Here is a 19,317-nt window from a genome sequence, read left to right as displayed (position 1 = left end):
CTCCCGCGGCTATTGTTTACATGTAATTTTGCGGGAGAGAAGTTGTGAAGCACATAGTCATTAAGCGCATATACGAAGCTACGGAAGCCGATGATGGCTTTAGGGTGCTAGTTGATCGTGTGTGGCCGCGGGGTATGACAAAAGAAAAAGCACATATTGATTTATGGGCTAAAGACGTCGCGCCTACGTCTCAACTGCGCAAATGGTTTGGGCATGAAGCTGCTAAATGGGCCATGTTTCAAAGCAAATATAGCGAAGAACTAATGCACAATTTAAATGCAGTTAAGGCTCTCCTGCACGAGGCAAAAGGGAGAGACATAACCTTACTTTATGGGGCAAAGGACGAGCAGCACAATCAGGCGATTGTACTCAAGGATTTTATTACCTCTCATTGGAAATCTCTGGAAGAAAATCCATAATATTCAAATCAATTATCTTTTTTATAATCTGCGCGGTTGATCCCGTGTCTCTGCATCTTGTCGTAAAATGTCTTGCGCGGAATCCCCAGTGCTTCCAACGTATCCTGAACATTGCCGTTGTGTGCTTCCAGAGTCTCACGAATGAGATCGGCTTCAAAACGCTCTAGGCGCTTGGGCAACGTCTGTTGATCTGCTTGTAAGCTTATTTGCTGTTGGGTGGGAAGTTTAACACCCAATGCAAAACGCTCAGAAAAATGAACCAGTTCGCGCACATTTCCCGGCCAGCTATGCTCCATCAGATAGTGCTGTGTCGCGCTATCCAATACAGGCATATCACGATTAAAGCGCCGCGCGGCGCGGGCGAGAAAATTTGAAAAGAGCAGAGGAATATCTTCACGACGCTCGCGCAATGGTGGGATAGTCAACGTTACGACATTCAACCGATAATAAAGATCTTCCCGAAAATCACCGCGTTGCAGCGGATCGCCCAGATCAATCTTTGCAGCGGCGACAACACGAAGATCGACAGGACGAACTTCGTTTGTTCCGAGGGGCGTGATCTCGCGCATTTCGAGAACGCGAAGAAGCTTTACCTGCGTCGCAGGTGGCATGCTTTCTATTTCATCTAAAAAAAGCGTGCCGCCGCTTGCATGTTCAATGCGTCCGACGCGTTTCTTTTGAGCGCCAGTAAATGCACCAGCCTCATGACCGAAGAGTTCGCTTTCGATCACTGTTTCAGGCAATGCACCACAATTAAGGGCGACGAAATTGCCTTTGCGACGACTGCCCCAGTCATGAAGCAATTGAGCGACGACTTCTTTACCGCTTCCGGTTTCACCCGCAATCAGAACATCAACATCGGTATCCGCAATGTCACGGATGGTACGACGGAGATTTTCGATTGCCGGGGTCTGACCGATGAGAGGCATATCGTTTTGAGCATCGTCTGCTAATTCACGCAGTCTGCGATTTTCCAGAACCAGTTTTCGGCGTTCTGCCGCCCTTAAAATGCTGTGAACCAGCCGGTCTGCCGCAAAGGGCTTGGCAATGAAGTCATAGGCACCATTCTGGATAGCTTGTACGGCCATCGGTATATCGCCATGGCCAGTGATCAGGATAACCGGCAGGTCGATATCAATCGCTTGAATGCGCGCAAAGAGCTGTAATCCGTCGATATGCGGCATGCGCACATCTGTTACAATGACGCCTTCGAAGGCGACGGTGATTACGTTTAAAGCCTCGCTCGCGCTGCCAAAATCCTGCACATCATAACCTGCAAGCTCCAATGTTTGTCGCGTAGCCCGGCGAAGTGCCTTATCGTCGTCGACCAATATAACGGGAATATTCATCATGCCTTTTTGAACTCTACTCGGAATGTCGTGCCATCAGCATTGCTTTTTACTGATATTTTCCCGCCATAATCGTTCAGAATTTCCTTGACGATAACGAGGCCAAGGCCAAGGCCATGGTCTTTTGACGTCTTGAACGGTGTGAAAAGATTGTCCTGAATGTTTTGCGGAATGCCGGGACCATTATCAGAAATTGTCAGTACAATGCTTTTAGAAAGCAACTTTGTTCTGACTTTTATCTTTCCGCTATTTCCTTTGATTTCAACAGCTTCAAGAGCGTTTTGGAATAGGTTTATTAGCACTTGTTCCAGTCTCAATGAATGCCCGGTAACTTTCACGTCGCTGGATGGCAACTCAATATCAAACTGATCCATGCTGCCCGAAAAGCGGCTGCGTAGCAGGACAAGTGCACCAGATATAATCTCTGGGAGTGACACGGCTTCTGACGGCCGATGGCCTTTGCGTGCAAAAGTGCGCAAATCACCGGTAATCGTTCCGATGCGTTCGGTCAGGGCTGCAATTTCGGCCAGATTTTCCGTCGCTTCACCGAGTTGTTTTCGCTCAAGAAAAACACGCGCATTGTCTGCATAAGCGCGAATAGTTGCGACCGGCTGGTTTATTTCATGCGCAACGCCTGCTGCAACTTGCCCCATAATCGCCAGTCGGTTGGCGTGAACGAGATCTTGCTGAACGCCTTGCAGCATTGTCTCCGTTTTATGATGATCGCTGATCTCCGATTGTAACCTGTCTCGTGCTTTAACTAGATCTTGCGTTCGCTCAATAACACGGTCTTCAAGATCAGATTGTCGCCGCTGGACATCTGCAATTCTAGCAATAATCCGCTGTCTGCGACGGAGCACGATGCCAATCAGTGTTGCAAGGGCCGCTAAGATTACGAAAGCGACGAGGCGTGCCCCCTGCACAGCGGCTTCAATGGGTGCCCGCATTGGAGCGAGGCTATATATTTGCCACGGAGTTGTCTCGACATGCGAAGTGATTGCCAGATAGTCCGTATTTTTAGCCGTACCCGGAAGAAGCGCTTCAACGAGAACAGTATCGGCATCGCCAGTAAGTGGCCTCATTGAAAGCGGTAGTGGCTTAAGCGAAGCGTCACCAAATTGGAGACTCTGGCGAATAGCCTCAATGCGTTTTGGGGGAAATTCACCAATTGTCATAAACCGCCAAGAAGGAAGGCTGGTAATGAGCACAATACCACGATCATCCGTCACAAAAGTCGGACGCCCGGTTTCGTGCCAGTCTTTTTCGAGTTGATCGAATGAGAGCTTCACGACCACAACACCAAGTGGACCATTTTTGCCGTCGATACGTCGCGCGATGTAAAGCCCGGGCAGATGGCTCACATTTCCAAGTGCGAAATATTCTGTGCCGCCGTCTTTCAGGGAGCCTTTGAAATACGGTCTGAATTGATAATCATTGCCGACAAAGCTATCCGGTTCACGCCAATTGCTGGCTGCGATTGCTGCACCGTCGAGACCGATAAGATAAATAACAGCTGCTTGTGTGCCTTCTGCTAGCGCTTCGAATTTACGGTTCAAAAGGTCAATTGTGACAGGATTATTTGTTTCGAGCGCTTCTGTGAGCTCTTTGTCTTTCGATAAGACGAGAGGCAGCGCACGTTGTTTTTCAAGAACGGCACGAAGAAATGCAGCATTCAGGTTGGAATCGATACGCGTTTGCTCGCGCAGCGTCTGTAATGCACGTTCGCGGGCATCATTGCCGACAAACCAGAAGGCCAATGCAAACACAGCAATACAAACTGTACCAAACACCCACCATGTATGGCGGTTGGAATTTAGGGAGAATGGCGTTTTAGTGCCTGTGTCTGACTGGTCGTTCATCATTATAGTGTGCATTAAATCGCACAAATAGAAAAGATTAATGTGCGGTTTACCGCGCAAATTTGATGTTTTAATATTTCAATTTTCTAAAAAATATATGTTTTTCAATTAGTTAATCTACTCTTCTCCAACTGGCACGGACCTTGCAAATCATGATGCGAACGGCAGCACATGCTGTCGAACGAACGAAAGAGTGGCTCGGGAGGCTGGATGCGATCCGGATAGAGCCTGATGGAGGAAATCATGATTGCTGTACCAAATGGTGCTGTGGAAGAACCACGCCGCCCAATTCCACTTTACAAGCAGCTTTATGTGCAGGTTCTGGTTGCTATTGCAGCGGGCATTCTGCTCGGGCATTTTTACCCAGAGTTTGGCACCCAGCTTAAGCCGTTGGGCGATGCATTCATCAAGCTTGTTAAGATGATCATTGCGCCGGTTATTTTCCTGACGGTTGCGACGGGCATTGCTGGTATGACCGATATGAAGAAGGTCGGACGCGTGGCTGGTAAAGCCATGATCTACTTTCTGACATTCTCTACGCTTGCGCTTATCATTGGCTTGATTGTTGCAAACGTTGTTCAGCCAGGCGCTGGCATGCATATCGACCCTGCTTCGCTTGATCCGCAAGCTGTCGCTAACTACACAGAAAAGGCGCACGAGCAGACCATCACAGGCTTTCTGTCTGGCATCATTCCAACAACGATTGTTGGCGCATTTGCATCAGGCGATATTCTTCAGGTTCTGTTCTTCTCGGTGCTGTTCGGTATTTCGCTCGCGATGGTTGGCGAAAAAGGCAAGCCGGTCACAGATTTCCTTCAGATGCTGACAACGCCTGTTTTCAAGCTCGTTTCGATCCTGATGAAGGCAGCGCCAATTGGTGCCTTTGGTGCGATGGCGTTCACGATTGGCAAATATGGTATAGGCTCCATCGCCAATCTCGCCATGCTAATTGCAACATTCTACATCACTGCGATTTTGTTTGTTGTGATCGTTCTTGGTGCGGTTGCACGGTACAATGGCTTTTCGATTATGGCGCTTATCCGCTATATCAAGGAAGAGCTTTTGCTCGTTCTTGGCACGTCATCGTCTGAAGCCGCATTGCCAAGCCTCATGGACAAGATGGAAAAGGCGGGCTGCAAGCGCTCCGTTGTCGGCCTCGTCATTCCCACCGGCTATTCGTTCAACCTTGATGGCACGAATATCTACATGACGCTTGCAGCGCTTTTCATCGCACAAGCAACTGATATTCCATTGTCGTTGACCGATCAGGTCTTGCTTCTGCTGGTGGCGATGCTCAGCTCTAAGGGCGCAGCGGGTATCACTGGTGCAGGCTTCATCACCCTCGCAGCAACGCTGTCTGTCGTTCCAGCGGTTCCGGTTGCTGGCATGGCGCTGATCCTTGGTATTGATCGGTTTATGTCTGAATGTCGTGCACTGACGAACCTCGTTGGCAATGCTGTTGCGACAATTGTGGTGGCACGTTGGGAAAATGAACTCGATGTTGAGCGTCTCAATGCCGCTATGAACGGCAAGCCAATGGCAATCGAACCAGAGCCGATTGAGGAAGGCTTTTTACAGCCAGCGGAATAATTTCTTATTTCGATAAATGAAAACGGCCCGCTCTAGGCGGGCCGCTTTGTTTATTTATTGTCTTCAGCTGCTTTGCCTTGCGTTATCAGACGCGCGCTGTGCTGGCCTGATATGAAAGTCCAGAGCCAACTCCATGCCACGGCTGCACGACTGCGCGTACCGATCAGGAAGAATATATGGGCAATGCCCCATACCCACCAAGCGAGCGATCCTTTGAGCTTGATGCGTCCCATGTCCACCACGGCTGCTCCACGACCAATCGTCGCGAGATTGCCCTGATGGCGATAGCGGAATGGTGCTGGCGTTGCCGTGCCGGAAGCACGACTGCGAATGACTTTCGCAACGTAAGCTCCTTGTTGCTTGGCAGCGGGAGCGATGCCCGGAACAGGCTTTCCATCTGGCCCTTCAACCCAAGCTGTATCGCCGATCACGAAAACATTCTCATGACCGGGCACGCTAAGGTCTGGTAAGACGCGCGCGCGTCCTGCGCGGTCACTCTCAGCGCCAATCCACGCTGCGGCAGGCGAGGCAGCGACACCTGCAGCCCAGATCGTCGTTTCGCATGGAATAAACTCGTCACCGACGGTAACTCCATCCTCAGTGATTTCCTTGACTGGCACGCCAAGACGCACGTCTACGCCGATTTTCTCAAGAACATTTTTTGCATAGGCAGAGAGATCATCAGGGAAGGCGGACAAAATGCGCGGTCCAGCTTCCACCAGCAATATACGCGCCTGACGCGTGTCAATATTTCGAAACTCTGGCCACATCGTATCCTTGGCCAGCTCCGCAATGATGCCTGCGAGTTCAACGCCGGTCGGTCCCCCACCAACCACCGAGAATGTAAGCAATGCCTGACGTTTTGCAGCATCAGTCTCACGTTCGGCACGTTCAAATGCGAGAAGCAAGCGGCGGCGAATGGTCGTGGCGTCCTCCAGCGCCTTAAGACCGGGAGCCACTTTTTCCCAACGATCATTGCCGAAATAAGCGTGCCGCGCGCCGGTGGCTAACACCAGCGTGTCGTAGTCAATCTCGCTTCCGTTTTCGAGTTTGACTTTCTTAGTTGCTGCATCAACGTCAACAACAGTGCCAAGCAGCGTCGTCACGTCTTTACGGTCTTTGAAAAGATGGCGAATTGGCCATGCAATTTCTGATGTCGCCAGGATCGTTGTGGCAACCTGATATAAGAGAGGCTGAAAGAGGTGATGATTACGCTGATCGACAAGCGTAATGCGAACATTTGCGCCTTTCAGATCATGGATTAATTGCAGGCCACCAAAACCTGCACCGACGACGAGGATATGGGGGGTATCCGGTCCGCTCATTGAAGCTATACACCTGAGTTTGGCGTGATTACGAGTCACGCTGATCGAAGTTAGTTGCGCCTTTAAAATAACGCTACCAGACTGATCGTAAAGGACTTAACGGCAAAGTGAAACTAATTCTTGATAAAAACAATCATGTTTATATAAAAATAGTCGTAATATTAGGGATTGCCGACGTGGCAATTTTCAAAACACTATAAAATTAGTCCTGCTGCACGACATCCAAACAGTGAAATTTCGTGCAGCTAGGCCGAACCCTTGTAGACCATTTGAGATCGCGCTTTAGTATCGATATATTGGACTATCAACGCCGCAATATTGGACAGGCTAGAATTAGAAATCGTCGCGATGATTCATATGGCGTACATAGGCAAAAGCTGTGCCTGCCAAGATTGGCAAAATAACCAGTGCCATCCAGAAGAAAATATTGCTCATGTTTCCCTCCCATTTTCAGCCATGTTAACACAGTTTAAAGATATGTGAATAACGTGTTAACGGGTTACTTGTTCCCCCGTTCAGATTGCGCCCGATCCCAGCCTGTTATCGAAAGGGAGGTGCTTCTGTTTTGTTTCTGTTTATGAGGCTGAGAATCCTTTCGGATAGCCGCTGCCAAAATAAATTTCCAACAATGCATTTTTTCCGGCACTCAATAGCTATTGCCAGCAAGTGATTGTTTGATTAGAAGTAGCAGTACATCAAGAGTTGGGGCGACGCCCAACGCCAACCTGCCTTTCCGGGCAAGGTGGTACTTCCCGAAAAGGAAGGATGTGGCCCAACCGGCAAATATACGGATAAAGCCACATGCGTCTGCCCTGATATAACGAAGGACTGACGCGCATGCCTATTAAAATTCCTGACGATCTGCCCGCAACCAGTGTTCTCGAAGCGGAGGGCGTTATGGTCATGCGTGAGGCGGATGCTGTTCGTCAGGATATCAGGCCATTGAAAATCGGCCTTCTCAATTTGATGCCAAACAAAGTAACGACAGAAACTCAGATTGCGCGGTTGCTCGGAGCGACGCCCTTGCAACTGGAACTGACGCTTGTGCGCATCACCAATCATGTAGCACGCCACACGCCTGCCGATCACATGCTGTCATTTTATCAGCCATGGGAAGACGTACGTAATGAGCGCTTCGATGGTTTTGTAATTACCGGCGCGCCTGTTGAACGTATGCCGTTTGAAGACGTGACTTATTGGGATGAAATGCAGCGGGTTTTCGACTGGACGCAAACTCATGTCCATCGCACGCTGAATATTTGCTGGGCTGCGCAAGCGGCTGTGCATCATTTCCATGGAATGGGAAAGTATGATTTGCCGGGCAAGGCGTCTGGTGTGTTCAGTCAGCAAAATCTAGAGCCGTCATCACCCTATCTGCGCGGTTTCTCTGATGATTTTGCTATTCCGGTGTCTCGTTGGACGGAAGTGCGCAAAGACGATATTCCGTCAGATAGCAATCTGAAAGTTCTGGTCGATAGCCCAGAGAGTGGTCTTTGTCTGCTAGAAGATCCGAAGCATCGCTCGCTGCACATGTTCAACCATGTTGAATATGATACGACCTCACTTGCAGATGAATATTTCCGGGATATTCAGCTCTCGCCGGATACAACTGTTCCAGCAAATTATTTCCCGCAAGATGATGCCAGCCGCAAGCCGCAGAATTGCTGGCGTGGGCATGCGCATTTGTTATTCGGCAACTGGATCAATGAAATGTACCAGTCAACGCCTTATAACTTGGAAAATATCGGCAAATCCTGATCTGGATTAAGCTCATCCCTTGGAGGGATGAGCTTTTTTGTCAGGACGAACTGGCAAAACGCTGCACGAACTTGTGCCATTGATCTTCGCTTCCGTGGAAGACATTCAGATCAATTTTTTCGTTAACGCCTTGCGATAGACCTGATCCGGAATATTGCCAGAACAGCCAACGACGGCCCGGATAGACCTTGGACGGGTGCTGAGCAACTGCGCGAAGCCAGAACGGGTAGTCGATGAATGCGCCCTTGAGATTGTCATCATAGAAGTCGGGCGCGGTATAGATGACGGGACGCTTGCCGTAATGACGTTCCAGCGCATCCATGAATACCTGCATTTTTTCACGGATCTGTGCTGGCGACGGGCGGCGCTTACATGAGGAATCGCCATTCCATTCCACATCGATCACTGGTGGCAAGGCATCAGGATCGTTTGGCACGTTGCGTATAAACCAGTCGGCCTGCTGGCTTGCCACACGGCACCAATAGAAGAAGTGATATGCACCGCGCTTCAGACCGGCAGCTTTTGCGGCATTCCAGTTTTTACGGAACATTGGGTCGAGATGATCGCCGCCGTCGGTTGCTTTGATATAAGCGAAGTTTGCACCGTTCTTGCGCAATGTTGACCAATCAATATTTCCTTGCCAACGCGAGACATCGACGCCATGCACGGCATGCTGACGCGGAGACGCCTTGCCGAAATTGATTGGCTTGGCATCACGAAAACGTTGTCCATACACACGATAACGCTGCTCAGGCGCTAAGCGAACAGGCGGATATGCTGCGATCTCCGGCTTCGGCATCGAAACAGGCGTGATGATACGTTGTTCAGTGGGCTGCACTACAGGCGCAGCAGGTGTTGCTTTGAATGGTCCAGCATCTGGCACAGGTCCGGCCCAAGCCAGAACTTCCTGCTGCGGTTCAGGCGGCAATGATTGTGAGGCTCGCGCAACATCCATAACAGGTTCTGAAGGTCTAATAACGGAGCCAGTCAGATCAGCGGATGGTTGCGGCATCAGATTGTCTATGCCTGAACTTGAAGTGCATCCGACAAGCGCGGTGCAGGCGAGGGCAATCGCGGACATAATCGAAAGACGCATGATACCCACACACAAAACTCAGGCGCTTTGCAGCTAAAAACAGCAGCTACACAAAGGCCATCGACCAACACATGCAATGCTCACCTCAAGCAAATTGCTAGCCAAAGATTATTCTACAATGCTGAATTCAAAGTTTACGAAAGACTTAATAAACAGGAGATTATGTTTATAGTTAATTACCAAAAATTTAATTAAAATCAGTAATTTATCATAAATAACTAAGAAAATAATTTAATAATGAAATATTATTTTAAAACGGATCAAGCGCGCTTAGCAGACTGGTCGAAATCTTGCTCAAAGATTTTTTCAGCAAAAGGTTTTGGTTTTACGCTCTCTATCTGCATCATCAGATCAGCAATTTTTTCTGGATTGGAAATGCCGCATTCATAGATCTGGATAATCTCGCGGGCCATTTCATCTTTTTGAGGCGATGTTATCGGGCAGCGTCCCAGACGCTGACAAGACGTCACAAAAGCCACCTGCAACTGTTCCAGAACAGCAGGGCTAAAACGCTTGAAATAATAATCCCTCGAGAACGGCATATTGGTTCATTCATTGTTGGTCGTGATTGACCGAATTTCGTAACCTGCATTTCGCTTGTATAGGCAAGTCTGTAGTAAATCTAAAAGCTATACTAGCATACTATAGGATAGTTTACATTCTGTAACAGATTTCAACTGCGCATTAATTCCACTCGCGCTGCGATTGCAGCGATCTTTTCCGGATCGCATTCTCCAGACTGATATGTTCTGATAATAACGCGGGCGAGTTCATTTTTCGCCTCATGCGTTGTCGGACAGCGGTCTAACAAGGCGCAACTGCGATTATATGCAGCCTGCATCAGCTGCAAATCCTCGGGTGCGAACGTTCCGTGATACTCTTTGCCTCTGAATGGCATGTTGTTCTCCCCCATCAATTATATGATTGAAGCTCGTATTTCTAAGGAAAGCAACAGCATTTTAAGATCGGACTGATATACTTCATACGGATCATTCCGAGGTGACTTTCAAATCTTCACAGTCACATCGGATGCCGCTATAAGCTGGCTAAATTACGAAAGAAAGAGGAAGCGATAGTGAAAATCGGCGTCGTTACAGTATCCGACCGAGCAAGTCGCGGTGAATACGAAGATCTAAGCGGCCCAGCCATCGAAAACTGGCTGAAAAGCGCGATTTTAACGCCTTATGAAATTATCAGGCGCGTTATACCCGACGGTATGGAATCCGTGCGTGATACGCTGATTGACCTTGCCGATACAATCGGATGCGATCTTATCCTAACGACTGGCGGCACTGGACCAAGTCCACGAGATGAAACGCCGGAAGCAATGAAGGTCGTTCTTCACAAAGAGTTGCCGGGTTTTGGCGAGCAAATGCGCCGCGCAAGCCTTGAGCAGACGCCTACCGCAGTTTTGTCTCGTCAGACAGCGGGCAGTCGGGGAAAAAGTTTTATTCTTAATCTTCCCGGTAAGCCCGTTTCGATTGCTATGATCTTGCAGGCAATTTTCCCAGCGATACCTTATTGCCTTGATCTAATCGGTGCGGGACGCATCGAAACCGACCCGTCTGTCGTGAAAGCGCATAGACCCGGCTGATTTTTGCGGATTATCGCCATCAACCTCCATAATGTCGCATTGAGATTGCGCAACCCTGCTTTGCACTTTTGCATGATTAGCACACTTGCATTTCTCTAATTTGAGGCCGACTATTAGCTAAAAATAAGGGGAATTAAGTGAAGCCATTTGATGAGATGCTTAAACAGGGTGAGGGTGTCCGCCAACCATATGAATTTCTCAAACAATGGCTCGACGAGCAGGATCAGCATAAACTTCTGCAAAAAACGCAGGATGCCGAGAGCGTCTTTCGCAAAACCGGCATTACCTTTGCAGTCTATGGCGACCAGGATGCTGCAGAGCGGCTAATCCCTTTTGATATTATTCCACGTATTATTTCTGGTCAGGAATGGCGCAAGCTTTCGCAAGGCATCGAGCAGCGTGTTATGGCGCTCAATGCATTTCTTGATGATATTTATCACCGTCAGGAGATTGTGCGGGCAGGGCGTATTCCGAAAGAGCTGATCATCAACAATGAAGCCTTTCTGCCTGAAATGATCGGTTTTCGCCCACCGGGCAATGTTTATACGCATATTATCGGCGTCGATATTGTGCGCACGGCTGAAAACCAGTTTTATGTGCTGGAAGACAATGCGCGCACGCCGTCCGGTGTTTCCTACATGTTGGAAAACCGTGAAACGATGATGCAGCTCTTTCCGGAGCTGTTTCAGAATGTAAAAGTGCGCCCGGTTGAGAACTATCCGCAGTTGCTACGGCAATCATTGGCAAGTGTTGCACCACCGGGAACGCAAGGTGTACCAACAGTCGCTGTTTTGACGCCCGGCATTTATAATTCAGCCTATTTCGAACATGCCTTTCTGGCTGATCAGATGGGCGTTGAACTGGTTGAGGGCAGCGATCTGCGTGTTGTGGACGGTCGTGTCGCGATGCGTACAACAAAGGGCTACCGCACGATTGATGTTCTTTATCGGCGCGTTGACGACGACTATCTCGATCCACTGACATTCAGACCGGATTCAACGCTTGGCGTTCCGGGTATCATGGATGTTTATCGGGCTGGCAACATCACGATCGCGAATGCGCCCGGAACAGGAATTGCCGATGATAAGGCGATCTATTCCTATATGCCTGAGATTATCGAGTTCTATACCGGGCGCAAAGCAATTCTGGAAAATGTGCCGACATGGCGATGCTCAGAACCAGATAGTCTGGCATATGTGCTCGATAATCTGGCCGATTTGGTTGTCAAAGAAGTACATGGATCGGGTGGATATGGCATGCTGGTTGGGCCTGCGGCAACCAAAGTAGAACGCGATGCGTTTGCGTTGAAGCTGAAAGCGCGTCCACGTAATTATATAGCGCAGCCGACACTCGCACTTTCAACCACGCCGATCTTCACCGAAAGCGGCCTCGCACCACGCCATGTCGATCTCAGGCCATTTGTGCTGGTATCTGATCGTATTCGGATCACACCCGGCGGACTGACGCGTGTGGCGCTGAAAGAAGGTTCACTTGTCGTGAATTCCAGTCAGGGCGGTGGCACCAAGGACACTTGGGTACTCGACGACTAAAGCATGTCGCGGAAAGTGGAAACCAGTTTTCCGATAACGACATGCTCCAAATTACATCACACGCTTTAACTGACGCGAAGATCAGAGCGTGCAAAGGGGAATGAACTATGCTTCTTGGCCGTACGGCAAACGGGCTTTACTGGATGTTTCGCTACATTGAACGTGCCGAAAATATGGCACGTCTGGTCGATGCGGGACTGCGTATGGCATTGACAAAAACATCGGATGCACCTGAAGAATGGTCTTCCGTCGTGGTTTCTGCTGGCGCAAGCCAGTCATTTTCAGCGAAACATCAGGCTTATAACGCTGCTAATGTCGCTGACTTCCTGCTGCGCGATATGGATAATCCCTCCAGCGTGATGTCCTGCATGGAAACAGCACGCTCCAATGGCCGTATGGTGCGAACGGCATTAACCCGCGAGGCATGGGAAAGCATCAACGAAGCATGGATGGTTTTGAAAAAGTCGTTGTGTAAGCCTCTCAAAGAAGCTGATCTGCCGCCGCTTCTCGATCAGATTAAACGTGAGACCGCACTGATCCGCGGCGCATTTCACGGAACAATGCTGCGCAATGAGATTTTCGATTTTGCGGGTCTTGGCACATTTATTGAACGTGCCGATAACACGGCGCGCATTCTTGACGTTAAATATTATGTTCTGCTGCCTGCTGTGTCCTATGTCGGAACAACGCTTGACAACTATCAGTGGGAGTCAATCCTGCGATCCGTGTCTGCACATCGATCTTATCGTTGGGTCTATGATGGCGATTATCGTCCGGCGCACGTTGCGGATTATCTTATTTTGAATGGTCGTATGCCGCGCTCGCTCAATCATTGCTACCAGAGCATCAACGGGCATTTGAATTTCCTTGCCAAGGACTATGGCGATAGCGACGTATGCCATCAGACCGCTGACAAAATTTATGCGACACTGCAAAATCAGGACATCAGCGCTATTTTTGACATAGGTCTGCATGAGTTTCTGACAGAGTTCATCGCGCGTAACAACCGGCTCGGCAACGAGATCGCGGAAACCTATAACTTCTATTGAGGTGATTGCTTGTTGCTCAATATTCGGCACGTTTCCCATTATCGCTACGAAAATCCGGTTCCTTATGCGGTGCAGCGCCTGCGCCTGCGCCCGCCGACACTTCCCGGCCAACTCGTTAAACATTGGGAATTGAAGATCGAAGGCGGAGAGCCGGAGGTTTCTTATATTGATGGTTTTGGTAACAAAACCGACCTTGTTCAGCACGTGCGCAATATCACTGAAATTATCATCACTGCCAGCGGTAGCGTTGACGTGGAAGACCGCGTTGGCGTTCTTGGACCAGTCTATGGGTACGCCCCTTTGTGGTTGTTTGAGCGCGAAACGCAATTGACACTGCCGGGAGAACGCATCCGAGCGCTGGCGGCAGATTTAAGCACAGCTCAAGAAAGGCTGGCATTACTACATGAACTAATGGGCAAGGTTCATACGGCTGTGGAGTATGTGCCCGGCACAACGAGTGTTGCGACCAATGCCGAAAGCGCACTGGAGGCGGGCAAAGGCGTTTGCCAGGATCACAGCCAAATCTTCTTGTCTGCTGCGCGACTGCTGAAAATTCCCGCACGTTACGTTTCGGGCTATCTGCTGATGGAAGGCACTGATGAGCAGACGGCGAGCCATGCTTGGGCCGAAGCGCATGTCGATGGATTGGGCTGGGTGGGATTTGATGCGGCAAACAATGTCTGTCCCAATGATCGCTACGTGCGTCTTGCGACGGGCTTAGATTATCGCGATGCAGCACCAATTTCCGGTGTAAGGCTAGGGGGAGCGGTTGAAAGTCTTGCAGTCCACATCAATGTAGGGCAGTGATTATTTCAACTTAAGATTTGCCTGCCGGAAACTATTGATGACCTATTGCGTTGGAATGAAAATTGATCGCGGCCTTGTGTTCATGTCGGACACGCGGACGAATGCGGGCCTCGATAATATTTCCAAGTTTTCAAAAATGCGAACATGGACAACACCGGGCGAACGAGTGATTGTTCTGTTGTCGGCAGGAAATCTGGCTACGACACAAGCTGTTGCAAGCTTGCTTGAAGAGCGCTTGAAAGCCCCTGAAGAGCGTCATCCATCTTTGTTCGATGCAGTCTCGATGTTTCAGGTTGCGCGTTTGATTGGTGATACTGTCAAAGAGGTCATCACCAATTCTGCAACTGGCGGACAAAATGCCGATGCTTTTGGTGCATCGTTTATTTTGGGTGGACAGATCAAGGGTGGCCAGCCACGCCTGTTCTATATCTATCCTGAAGGTAATTTCATCGAGAGTTCCGAGGATACGCCATTCTTCCAGATTGGTGAGAACAAATATGGCAAACCCATTCTGGTTCGTGCTTATCAGCCGGATATGAGCTTTGAAGATGCTGTTAAACTGCTACTGGTGTCGTTTGACTCGACGCTGAAAGCTAATCTTTCAGTTGGTCTGCCACTGGATATGCAGGTCTATGAGACAGACAAACTCGAATTGGGCGAACACAGGCGTTTTGAAGCGAGCGATCCGTATTATCAAACGGTGTCGGAAAGCTGGTCAGAAGCCTTGAAGTCGGCATTAGAGCAGCTTCCTTCATTTAGCTTTGAGAAATAGAAAATGGCCGGGTGATAAATCACCCGGCCAATTTGTTTTAGTCTTTCGTCACCGTAGCGACATAGTTGGCATCGGCCACCATATCGAAGTTGTGCACATTCGCTCCGGTTACAGCCGTTTCAATCTGCTGGTAGATAACAGCGATCGGGCTTGTTTCATGAAACTTCTTCTGAATGTCTTTATACATGGCCTCGCGCTTCGTCGTGTCGCGCTCTTCGGCTGCTGCCATTGTTTCGGCGGTCAACTCCGGAATATCCCATGAAGCCTGCCAAGCCGTGGTGCGCAGATTAACTTCATCACCATTGTTTGGATTGTTCGTGAAGGTAACCGCATTGGTATGCGGATCCCAATAATCCGGTCCCCAGATGCCAAGGGCAAGCTCGTGCTTACGGGCGCGGACTTTCGTTGTGGTCAGTTTTCCATCGCCCTGCAAAATCTCGACATTCACACCAGCCTTCGCCATTGTTTGCTGAATGCTTTCAGCAATACCGACATAAGGTTGATTGTTACGCACGTCGAGCGTGACACTGATGCCGTATTTTAGTCCTGCCTTTTCAAGCAGTTCCTTGGCTTTCTCAACATTGTAGTCGAACGGGTTATCATCCGTCGCGCCAAACATACCAACCGGCAGGAAGGACTGATGCTTGCGGCCAATTCCCTTGATCAGCGTGCCTTCGATTGTATCGTAATCAATGAGATATTTCAGTGCCTGACGTACTTCTGGCTTTGCCAGTTCGGGCACATTTTGGTTCATTGAAAGATAATAGACGCGGCCCTTCGGTGCGTTGATGACGTTGAACTTGCTGTCTTTTGCTATCTGCTCAATATCACCCGGTTCCAAATTGCGTGCGATATCAATGTCGCCTGCCTCAAGCAAAAGTCGTTGCGACATGCCTTCTTTGACGTGGCGATAGATGATCCGCTTCATTGCTGGCGTCGCATCGGTGTAGTTATCATTGCGTTCGAGCAGCAGCACTTCATTGGCGCGCCATTGTTTAAGTGCGAACGGACCTGAACCAGCATAATTGTTCTTCAGCCATTCGTAGCCGAAGTCTGTCTCAAACGGATAGGTCTCTGTCTTTTCCGTCTTCTGCTCATGCTCTTTGACAAGTTTGCTGTCTACGATCGATGCAACGCTGGACGTCAGGCAGTTCATCACAAAGCTTGGTGCAAAAGGCTTGCCGGTCGTAAAAACAAAAGTTTTATCGTCAACAGCTACAGCATTTTTCTCGACATTATCGGGCGTAATACCAAACTGACTGAGAATGAATGCAGGGCTTTTATCTAGCTTAATTGCGCGCTGTATCGAGTAGGCAGCGTCCTGTGCTGTAATCGGATTGCCCGATGCAAACTTCAAACCGTCACGAATTTTGAATGTGATGGACTTGCCGTCTTCAGAGAATGTCCAGCTTTCAGCGATTTGTGGGATGATCTTCGTTGGATCTTTGATATCGGTCGTGACCAAGCGTTCATAGGTGCTGGTCAACATTTCCGATGTGGTGATTTCAAAAATTTCTGCCGGATCAAGCGAAATGATGTCATCAATGCTCATGGCGATCACAAGCGTATCAGCTGGTGTCGCAGCTTGCACAGCTTTCGGTGACGCTGAAAGGCACAGCGCGAATGCGAGTGCAGCCGGAATAGTCGAGCGCATCAGGCGCGTTGTGGCGGTAAATTTCATTTCTTTCCCCTAGAGATCAGAGCTTCTGAGAGCCTGTGATCATCGATATTTCCTGCGTTTCGAGGGCTTCTCCCCGGAAGCCGACTCTCAAAAACGCATTGATAATAGATTCCGATTTTTGAGGGGGCACAATAGTCAGACAGAATTGGTCGCAAAAAAAAGCGGCTGGAATTTCCAGCCGCTTTTCAAACCAGTTTGGAATGGATTATCCGAAGACTTTGAAGCGCTCGGCGTCGTCCATAAAGCCCTTGTCACCAAAAGGCTGTTCGTTTGAGCCGAATGGCATCTGAGCGCGCAATTTCCATGACGATGGAATGCCCCAGGTCTTGGCAACTTCAGCGTCAACCAGCGGATTGTAATGCTGAAGGCTTGCACCGATGTTCTCATTAGCAAGAGCCGACCAAACGGAAAGCTGTGCCATGCCGCCAGCCTGTTCAGACCAGACAGGGAAGTTATCTGCATAAAGTGCGAACTGTTCCTGAAGGCCTTTTACAACGTCCTGATCTTCGAAAAACAGAACTGTGCCAGCGCCAGCTGCGAAGCTGTTGAGCTTACCTTCAGTCTGTTCGAATGCGTCGGCAGGAACGATTTTACGAAGTTCTTCTTTTGCAATGTTCCAAAGTTTGTCGCTTTCAGCGCCAAACAGGATAACAGCGCGTGAGCTCTGCGAGTTGAAGGAAGATGGGGAGTTCTTGACTGCTTCACGGATCAGTTCTGCGACCGCATCCTTGGAGATTGGGAGGTTCTTACCAAGTGCGTATTGCGTGCGGCGCTTTTTGAGAGCGTCAATATAGCTATTGCTCATCGTGCATGTTCCTGTTGTTACGGCGATTCTGCGCTGCGAACCTAATGCAGCAAAGTGAAAACTCTACTGCAAAATATTGTGATTTTAGAAGGAGAAGCCAGCCCATGTTTCTGAAACACACTGTCAACAGATACGACGTTTTATCGTTTCAGTGTTTCATTTGTCGAAACGAATTAAGAGACATAGCTTAGAAAAATTTGCTTCGGACTTTTATCTTATTATAAAATCTGACAAAATTTATAGGAGATAACAAAAGAGCCTATAAAAGTCGGCGCGTAAATTTGTTCTGCGACCCACTCAAGGCAAATGGGGTTTATGATTTGAAGTCATTTATTATTGTCGGCGGTGGCGCGAGCGGTGTGCTGATAGCCGCCCAATTGTTGAAGCGATCCTCCGAAACCAATATTCGAATTTTTGAGCGCTCGGGAAACATTGGGGCAGGGATTGCTTATTCGACGCAGAACCCTAACCATTTGCTGAATGTACGCGCCAGCAATATGAGTGCATTTGCGGACGAACCAGATCATTTTTTGAATTGGCTTCAATCGCGCTCTGGTGTTAACAAAAATCAAAAGTGGGATGCGCATTCTTTTGCACCCCGTTGTGTCTATCACCTTTATCTCAACGATCTTCTCAAGCCGTATCTCGAAGCAGATACCCCGCGCATTTTGATCGAAAACGCCGAGGTGTCTGACATTGCATACGAAGGTAGGCAACCGCATGTTGAAACTGTCGATGGAAGAAGTTTCCTAGCAGACGCGACAATCATTGCCACGGGTAATGAGGCCTCAATAGCGACGTCTGGCCGTTTTGTGACTGAGTATTGGTCGAGCAATGGCTATTTCAACATTCCCTCAGAAAATTCTGTTGCCATCTTCGGCACTGGATTATCAATGGTCGATAGCGTGATTTCATTGCTTGACCGGGGGCATACAGGTGAAATCCATGCAATTTCACGACGCGGATTGGTACCAGCTGCACATGCACCGTCTGACCCATTTTCCATTGAAGCAGGTTCGCTGCCAATCGCTGATGGTTTGCCAGCATTAATCCGCATTGTTCGCAAGATGATTTCGCACTGTGAGGCTGAAGGCAAAAACTGGCGCAGTGTGATGGATGCACTTCGTCCACATACCAAGAATATCTGGAAAAGATTGCCTATCCGCCAACGACAAAGTTTTCTGCGTCATTTGCGACCATGGTGGGACGTTCATCGTCACCGCATGGCTCCCGCTATTGCACAGCGCATTGAGGCCGCCCAACAATCGGGCCAACTGACAATTACAGCTGCGCATCTATTATCGGTCAAAAACAGAGGTCAACAGATTGCGGTTCGCTATCGTGAGCGTCACGCCACAAAAGATACCGAGTTAGATGTTCAATCCATTATAGATTGCCGTGGTGGCAGCACACGCTTTTCAACAACGCGGAATTCCGCGTTAATCAGCCTGATGGAAAACGGCTTAGGCAAGCCTGATGCGCTTGATCTCGGCTTGGACGTAACTGCTGATTTACAACTCTTGAACGCCCGTGGTGAACCATCGGGGCCGATCTTCGCGATAGGTCCGGTAACGAAGGGAATATTCTGGGAGGTGACAGCGGTTCCCGATATACGGGCGCAGGTGGCTCAATTGGCTGAAACGCTTCTTGAAGGTTAGGAATC

Annotated in this window: 17 protein-coding genes and 1 riboswitch; of the genes, 9 read left to right on the top strand and 8 right to left on the bottom strand. The window is 49.2% G+C overall.

The genetic code is table 11. From position 1 onward, the window contains the following. Positions 1-44: 44 nt before the first annotated feature. The gene (locus ACOZHT_RS06605) at positions 45-419 is read left to right on the top strand and encodes a DUF488 domain-containing protein (protein ID WP_421565428.1); all 375 of its coding nucleotides are present in this window, start codon (positions 45-47) and stop codon (positions 417-419) included. A gap of 8 nt (positions 420-427) precedes the next feature. Here the strand turns inward: ACOZHT_RS06605 and ACOZHT_RS06600 are convergent, their stop codons facing one another. Then, positions 428-1,771, bottom strand: coding sequence for a sigma-54-dependent transcriptional regulator (locus ACOZHT_RS06600; RefSeq protein ID WP_421565427.1), 1,344 nt, complete (start codon positions 1,769-1,771; stop codon positions 428-430). Continuing rightward, positions 1,768-3,630, bottom strand: a complete 1,863-nt coding sequence (locus ACOZHT_RS06595; protein ID WP_421565426.1) for a sensor histidine kinase — start codon at positions 3,628-3,630, stop codon at positions 1,768-1,770. Before ACOZHT_RS06595 ends, ACOZHT_RS06600 begins: the two co-directional genes overlap by 4 nt. Positions 3,631-3,870: 240 nt before the next feature. Between ACOZHT_RS06595 and ACOZHT_RS06590 the strand changes: the two genes are divergently transcribed. Next, entirely contained in the window at positions 3,871-5,217 is a 1,347-nt protein-coding gene (locus ACOZHT_RS06590; protein ID WP_421565425.1) for a dicarboxylate/amino acid:cation symporter, read from the top strand. Between the two features lie 50 nt (positions 5,218-5,267). Here the strand turns inward: ACOZHT_RS06590 and ACOZHT_RS06585 are convergent, their stop codons facing one another. Then, a complete protein-coding gene (locus ACOZHT_RS06585) occupies positions 5,268-6,542 on the bottom strand; it encodes an NAD(P)/FAD-dependent oxidoreductase (RefSeq protein WP_421565424.1) in 1,275 nt (424 codons plus the stop codon). A 687-nt stretch (positions 6,543-7,229) separates the two neighbouring features. Further along, a riboswitch (SAM-I-IV-variant riboswitch) is annotated at positions 7,230-7,339 on the top strand. A gap of 40 nt (positions 7,340-7,379) precedes the next feature. On the opposite strand from ACOZHT_RS06585, the gene ACOZHT_RS06580 reads away from it, so the two are divergent. Then, positions 7,380-8,300, top strand: a complete 921-nt coding sequence (locus ACOZHT_RS06580; protein WP_421565423.1) for a homoserine O-succinyltransferase — start codon at positions 7,380-7,382, stop codon at positions 8,298-8,300. Between the two features lie 40 nt (positions 8,301-8,340). Here the strand turns inward: ACOZHT_RS06580 and ACOZHT_RS06575 are convergent, their stop codons facing one another. The 3 genes from ACOZHT_RS06575 to ACOZHT_RS06565 form a co-directional block, all read right to left on the bottom strand. After that, positions 8,341-9,396, bottom strand: a complete 1,056-nt coding sequence (locus ACOZHT_RS06575) for a GH25 family lysozyme (RefSeq protein ID WP_421565422.1) — start codon at positions 9,394-9,396, stop codon at positions 8,341-8,343. A gap of 260 nt (positions 9,397-9,656) precedes the next feature. Next, complete coding sequence (locus tag ACOZHT_RS06570; protein WP_339515030.1) at positions 9,657-9,938, bottom strand: hypothetical protein; 282 nt, start codon at positions 9,936-9,938, stop codon at positions 9,657-9,659. Between the two features lie 131 nt (positions 9,939-10,069). Further along, entirely contained in the window at positions 10,070-10,294 is a 225-nt protein-coding gene (locus ACOZHT_RS06565; RefSeq protein WP_421565421.1) for a hypothetical protein, read from the bottom strand. Between the two features lie 177 nt (positions 10,295-10,471). Here ACOZHT_RS06565 and mog point away from each other — a divergent pair, with 177 nt between their 5' ends. The 5 genes from mog (at position 10,472) to ACOZHT_RS06540 (ending at position 15,168) form a co-directional block, all read left to right on the top strand. Then, positions 10,472-10,990, top strand: coding sequence for a molybdopterin adenylyltransferase (gene mog, locus ACOZHT_RS06560; protein WP_421565420.1), 519 nt, complete (start codon positions 10,472-10,474; stop codon positions 10,988-10,990). 137 nt (positions 10,991-11,127) lie between these two features. Then, positions 11,128-12,540 (top strand): circularly permuted type 2 ATP-grasp protein, encoded by a 1,413-nt coding sequence (locus ACOZHT_RS06555; protein ID WP_421565419.1) that lies wholly within the window; start codon positions 11,128-11,130, stop codon positions 12,538-12,540. Positions 12,541-12,647: 107 nt separating this feature from the next. Then, the gene (locus tag ACOZHT_RS06550; RefSeq protein ID WP_339514309.1) at positions 12,648-13,589 is read left to right on the top strand and encodes an alpha-E domain-containing protein; all 942 of its coding nucleotides are present in this window, start codon (positions 12,648-12,650) and stop codon (positions 13,587-13,589) included. Between the two features lie 9 nt (positions 13,590-13,598). After that, entirely contained in the window at positions 13,599-14,396 is a 798-nt protein-coding gene (locus ACOZHT_RS06545; RefSeq protein ID WP_421565418.1) for a transglutaminase family protein, read from the top strand. Between the two features lie 37 nt (positions 14,397-14,433). Next, positions 14,434-15,168, top strand: a complete 735-nt coding sequence (locus tag ACOZHT_RS06540; protein ID WP_421565417.1) for a peptidase — start codon at positions 14,434-14,436, stop codon at positions 15,166-15,168. A 37-nt stretch (positions 15,169-15,205) separates the two neighbouring features. Here the strand turns inward: ACOZHT_RS06540 and ACOZHT_RS06535 are convergent, their stop codons facing one another. After that, positions 15,206-16,849 (bottom strand): ABC transporter substrate-binding protein, encoded by a 1,644-nt coding sequence (locus ACOZHT_RS06535; protein ID WP_421565416.1) that lies wholly within the window; start codon positions 16,847-16,849, stop codon positions 15,206-15,208. A gap of 205 nt (positions 16,850-17,054) precedes the next feature. Then, a complete protein-coding gene (locus tag ACOZHT_RS06530) occupies positions 17,055-17,654 on the bottom strand; it encodes a nitroreductase family protein (protein WP_250041974.1) in 600 nt (199 codons plus the stop codon). A gap of 320 nt (positions 17,655-17,974) precedes the next feature. On the opposite strand from ACOZHT_RS06530, the gene ACOZHT_RS06525 reads away from it, so the two are divergent. Further along, entirely contained in the window at positions 17,975-19,312 is a 1,338-nt protein-coding gene (locus tag ACOZHT_RS06525) for an FAD/NAD(P)-binding protein (RefSeq protein WP_421565415.1), read from the top strand. Positions 19,313-19,317: the final 5 nt, after the last annotated feature.

The organism is Ochrobactrum sp. EDr1-4, from assembly GCF_049199085.1.
Taxonomy (GTDB): Bacteria; Pseudomonadota; Alphaproteobacteria; order Rhizobiales; family Rhizobiaceae; genus Brucella.
The sequence above is the reverse complement of the archived record's forward strand: the minus strand, read 5'-3'. Positions and strand labels throughout refer to the sequence as shown.